A 4,233-nucleotide genomic window follows, 5' to 3' on the forward strand; every position below is an offset into this window, starting at 1 on the left:
AGCTGCGGCGCGGGACCGGCGTGGCCGAGCACGGCGACGCCGAGGCCCTGTGCCGGGCGCTCTACGCCGCCGGAGTCGACGGGGTGTTCAGCGATTTCCCGGCTATCGCGGTCGCCGCGCGGACCTAGGCCGCCGCGTCGCCGAACTGCAGGGCCGCCAAGCGCGCATAGAGCCCGCCACGGGCCGAGAGCTCCGCGTGAGTGCCCTGGTCGACCACTCGGCCGGCCTCCATCACCACGATGCGGTCGGCCTTGAGCACGGTGGCCAGGCGGTGGGCGATGACCAGGGTGGTGTGGCCGACCATGGCCTCCTCCAGGGCCTTCTGGACCAGGCGCTCGTTCTCGGCGTCGAGCGCGCTGGTGGCCTCGTCGAGCAGCAGGATCGGCGTCTCGCGGATCAGGGCCCGGGCGATGGCCAGGCGTTGCTTCTGGCCGCCCGACAGGCTGCGGGCGCGTTCGCCCAGGGGGGTGTCGAAGCCCTCCGGCAAGGCGTCCAGGAAACTCTCGGCCTGGGCGGCGCGGGCGGCCTGACGGATCTCCTCCGGCGTGGCCGACTCACGGCCGAAGCGGATGTTCTCGAAGGCTGAGCCGGAGAACATCGGCGAGTCCTGGGCGACCAGGGCCATGCGCCTGCGCACCTCGCCGGGGTCGGCCTCGCGGATGTCCACGCCGTCCAGCCTGACCGCCCCGCCCTGCGGGTCGTAGAAGCGCAGCAGCAGGCGGAAGACAGTGCTCTTGCCCGACCCCGAAGGGCCGACCAGGGCCACTCGCTCACCAGGCGCGACCTTCAGGTCGAAGCCCTTCAGGGCGGGCATGTCGGGCCGTGAGGGATAGGCGAAGTCGACGTTCTCGAAGGCGATCTCGCCGCGCGCCGGGGTCGGCAGGGCCTTGGGCGACGCGGGCGGGGCGATGCTGGGCCGAGCGGCCAGCAGATCGGAAACCCGCTCCATGGCGCCGGCCGCCTTCTGCACGTCGCCCCAGGTCTCGCCCAGGGCGCCGACCGAACCCGCCGCCATGACGGAGAGGAAGGCGAACTGGAACAGCGCCCCCCAGCTCATGTCGCCCCGCAGGCCCGAATGGACCCCGATCCAGAAGATGCCGACGACGCCGCCGAACACCAGGGTGATAACCGCCGCGATCATCCCGGCCCGCGCCGTCATCCGCCGCAGAGAGGTGGCGAAGGAGGCCTCGACGGCGTTTCCGAACACCTTGGCGCCGGCCGCCTCACGCCCGAAGGCCTGGACGGTCTCCAGCGCGTCCAGAGTCTCGCCGGCATGGCCGACGGCCTGGGCGAACTGGTCCTGGGTCGAGGCGGTCAGGGTGCGCACCCGGCGTCCGAACAGGAACAGAGGCGCAATGATCAGCGGGATCAGCAGCACCACCATGCCGGTCAGGTGCGGGCTGACGATGAGCATCAGGATCAGGGCGCCGATCAGCATCAGCAGGTTCCGCAGGGCCACGGAGATCGAGGTGCTGATCAGGCTCTCGACGATCTGGATGTCGGTGGTCAGGCGCGACAGCACCTCGCCGGTGCGCATGTGCAGGAAGAAGGCCGGGTCGAGGGTCAGGATGTGGGCGTAGGCGGCCTTGCGCAGGTCGGCGACGATCCGCTCGCCCAGCTTGGTGACGAAGAAATAGCGCAGGGCCGAGGAGACGGCCAAGGCGACGGCCACCACCCCCATCAGCCAGAACCACTGGTCCACCGAGGCGCCGGTGGCCCGGGCGTCGGTCAGGTGGTCCACCAGCAGCCGCACGGCGCCGGACAGGGCCAGGGTGGAGAGCGCGGCGGTGACCAGGAAGAGCCCGGCCAGGCCGACGTCGCCCATATGGGCCCGCAGGAAGGGGTTGAGTGCTGCCAGGGGCTTGATGTTGCGGCTCTTGGGCCGCCGCTCGGCGGCTTCGGAGATATCCTGGGCGAGAGACGCACCCGCGGTCGGTCGGCCCTCAACGGCCGGCCCGGACCCAAAATCACTCATGAAAACCCGCGCCCTTGCTCTTGCCCCGCCTTTTCCTGTATAGGCGCGGCTCCGTTCGATCCGCCTAGCCGGCGGAGCGATTATTCTATGGCCGCTCCTTTACGTCGGATGCCCGCGCGATGAAACAAGACACCCACCCCGACTACCACTTCATCAATGTGGTGATGGTCGACGGCACAACCTACCAGACGCGCTCCACCTACGGGAAAGAGGGCGCGACCCTGAATCTGGATATCGATCCGAAGACGCACCCGGCCTGGACCGGCGGCAACCAGCAACTGCTGGACCGTGGCGGCCGCGTCTCGCGCTTCAACGCCAAGTTCGGCGCCTTCACCCGCAAGTAAGCGCCGCGGCCCCCGTGGCCGCACGCGACTTTCGAGCACAAGAAAAACGCCGCGTGGACCACGCGGCGTTTTTTGCTGTCTGGATATCCAGGCCTTGGCCTCGGGGGGTCAGCCCCCGAAGGCGGTCCGCAGGCGGTCGAACTGGGACTGCACCGGGTTGGGGGTCTCGACGTCGGTGTCTTCGATATACATGCGGCGGTCCAGGTGGCGGACGCGCTCATAGAGGCGCTCGGAGCGGTCCAGCAGCAGCAGCAGGCCGCTGGGCAGATCCTCGGCGGTGTCGTGGCCCGGACGGCATACGTCCTCGGCTCCAAGGCGATAGCGCTCGTCGCAGGCGCCCTCCGGGGGCATGTCGCCCTCGCGTACGGCGCGCTGGACCAGCAGCCAGGAGGCCACCTGCATCAGCCGCGTGGTGAGGCGCATGCTCTCGCCGGCATAGGCGAGCGCCGCGTTGCGCGACAACAGCTTGGATTCCTGACGCCCGGAGCCGTCCAGATAGCCGGCGGTCTCCTCGACGAGGTCCATGCCCTCCTGGAAGGTCCGGTCAAAAAGCTCGGACCGCGCGAAGTCCTGGATCACGTCCGCGCGCCAGGCCCCCGCCGGCTGGTTTCCATCGCTCATGACCACAAAGTCCCCGACTGAAAATTCGTCCGCGCCCAGATGCGCTGTCTGGTCCTAGCTGGTGCAACCGCCGTGCCAAACCCGCCCCGTCTGCGACAGATACGCCCCCTTATGCCTAACCAGGCCCTAACCGCCCCCTAATCCGGGGGGGAACCGAAGAGCGCGTCCGCAGCCTGGCGGGTCGCCTTCTTCTTCTCGATCTGCGCCTGGCAGCGGGCGATCTCCGCCTGCAGCATCTCGATTCGCTCCTCGAGCTCGGCGACGCCGTAGAGCTCCAGGTCCTCGCGGACCGCTTCCGTCAGCCGCTGGCCACGGCCGATCCGAACCTCTGCGGGCTCCTCCATGGAAGACCTCCCTTTGCCGGTTCCGTTTCTGCGCCTATCTGAACCCCCAACAACACCCATACGCAAGACCAGGGAGGCCAGAGATGAGCCAGACGGACATGACCGCCATCGCCGTCGAGGGCGGAAAGGGCTCCGCCGCCGACATGAAGGCCGTGCAGCTGCCGCGTCCGGAGGCCGGCCCTGGCCAGATCCTGATCAAGGTGGCCCATGCCGGGGTGAACCGCCCTGACCTGATCCAGCGCATGGGATTCTACCCCCCGCCCCCCGGTTCCCCCGACACCATGGGCCTTGAGGTCTCCGGCGAGGTGGTCACCGGCGCGGGCCGCTGGAAGGCTGGCGACCAGGTCACCGCCCTGCTGGGCGGCGGCGGCTATGCGGAATACGCCGTGGTGGACGCCCGCCATGCCCTGCCGATCCCCAAGGGCCTGTCCCTGCTGGAGGCCGCGGCCCTGCCGGAAACCGTCTTCACCGTCTTCGCCAACGTGTTCGAGCATGGGAGCCTGAAGGCCGGCGAGACCTTCCTGGTGCACGGCGCCACCTCGGGCATCGGCACCACGGCGATCCAGATGGCCAAGGCGGCCGGCGCCAAGGTGATCGCCACGGCGCGCGGCGCGGGCAAAGCCGCCGAGGCCAAGGCGCTCGGCGCCGACGTGGTGGTGGACACCACGGCCGAAGACTTCGCCGAGATCGCCAAGCGCGAGGGCGGCGTCGACGTGATCCTCGACATGGTCGGAGGCGACTATTTCGCCAAGGGCCTGGACGCCCTTAAGACCGGCGGCCGGATCGTGTTCATCGCCAGCCTGGGCGGCGGCGAGGTGGCCCTGCCGATCGGCAAGTTGATGATGAAGCGGGCTACGGTGACCGGCTCGACCCTGCGGCCCCGCGCCCCCGATGAGAAGGCGCGGCTGGCGGCGGCGGTGGAGGCCACGGTCTGGCCCTGGATCGAGGC

Annotated in this window: 5 protein-coding genes and 1 pseudogene; 3 read left to right on the forward strand and 3 right to left on the reverse strand. The window is 69.6% G+C overall.

The genetic code is table 11. From position 1 onward, the window contains the following. Window positions 1-128, forward strand: a pseudogene (locus RMO97_RS20865) (glycerophosphodiester phosphodiesterase); the annotation flags it as partial. On the opposite strand, the gene RMO97_RS20870 reads toward RMO97_RS20865, so the two are convergent. Next, a complete protein-coding gene (locus RMO97_RS20870) occupies window positions 125-1,975 on the reverse strand; it encodes an ABC transporter transmembrane domain-containing protein (protein ID WP_310542925.1) in 1,851 nt (616 codons plus the stop codon). The pseudogene RMO97_RS20865 and the gene RMO97_RS20870 overlap by 4 nt on opposite strands. Before the next feature lie 119 nt (window positions 1,976-2,094). Here RMO97_RS20870 and rpmE point away from each other — a divergent pair, with 119 nt between their 5' ends. Then, window positions 2,095-2,319 (forward strand): 50S ribosomal protein L31, encoded by a 225-nt coding sequence (rpmE, locus tag RMO97_RS20875; protein ID WP_215343053.1) that lies wholly within the window; start codon window positions 2,095-2,097, stop codon window positions 2,317-2,319. 108 nt (window positions 2,320-2,427) lie between these two features. Here the strand turns inward: rpmE and RMO97_RS20880 are convergent, their stop codons facing one another. Next, on the reverse strand, window positions 2,428-2,940 hold the full coding sequence (locus tag RMO97_RS20880; RefSeq protein ID WP_304782777.1) for a DUF1465 family protein: 513 nt from the start codon (window positions 2,938-2,940) through the stop codon (window positions 2,428-2,430). 137 nt (window positions 2,941-3,077) lie between these two features. Continuing rightward, on the reverse strand, window positions 3,078-3,284 hold the full coding sequence (locus RMO97_RS20885; RefSeq protein ID WP_304782774.1) for a DUF1192 domain-containing protein: 207 nt from the start codon (window positions 3,282-3,284) through the stop codon (window positions 3,078-3,080). An 83-nt stretch (window positions 3,285-3,367) separates the two neighbouring features. On the opposite strand from RMO97_RS20885, the gene RMO97_RS20890 reads away from it, so the two are divergent. Next, a partial coding sequence (locus RMO97_RS20890; RefSeq protein ID WP_310542926.1) for an NAD(P)H-quinone oxidoreductase occupies window positions 3,368-4,233 on the forward strand: 866 nt, incomplete at its 3' end.

The sequence above is a fragment of the Phenylobacterium sp. genome (assembly GCF_031425575.1).
Taxonomy (GTDB): Bacteria; Pseudomonadota; Alphaproteobacteria; order Caulobacterales; family Caulobacteraceae; genus Phenylobacterium.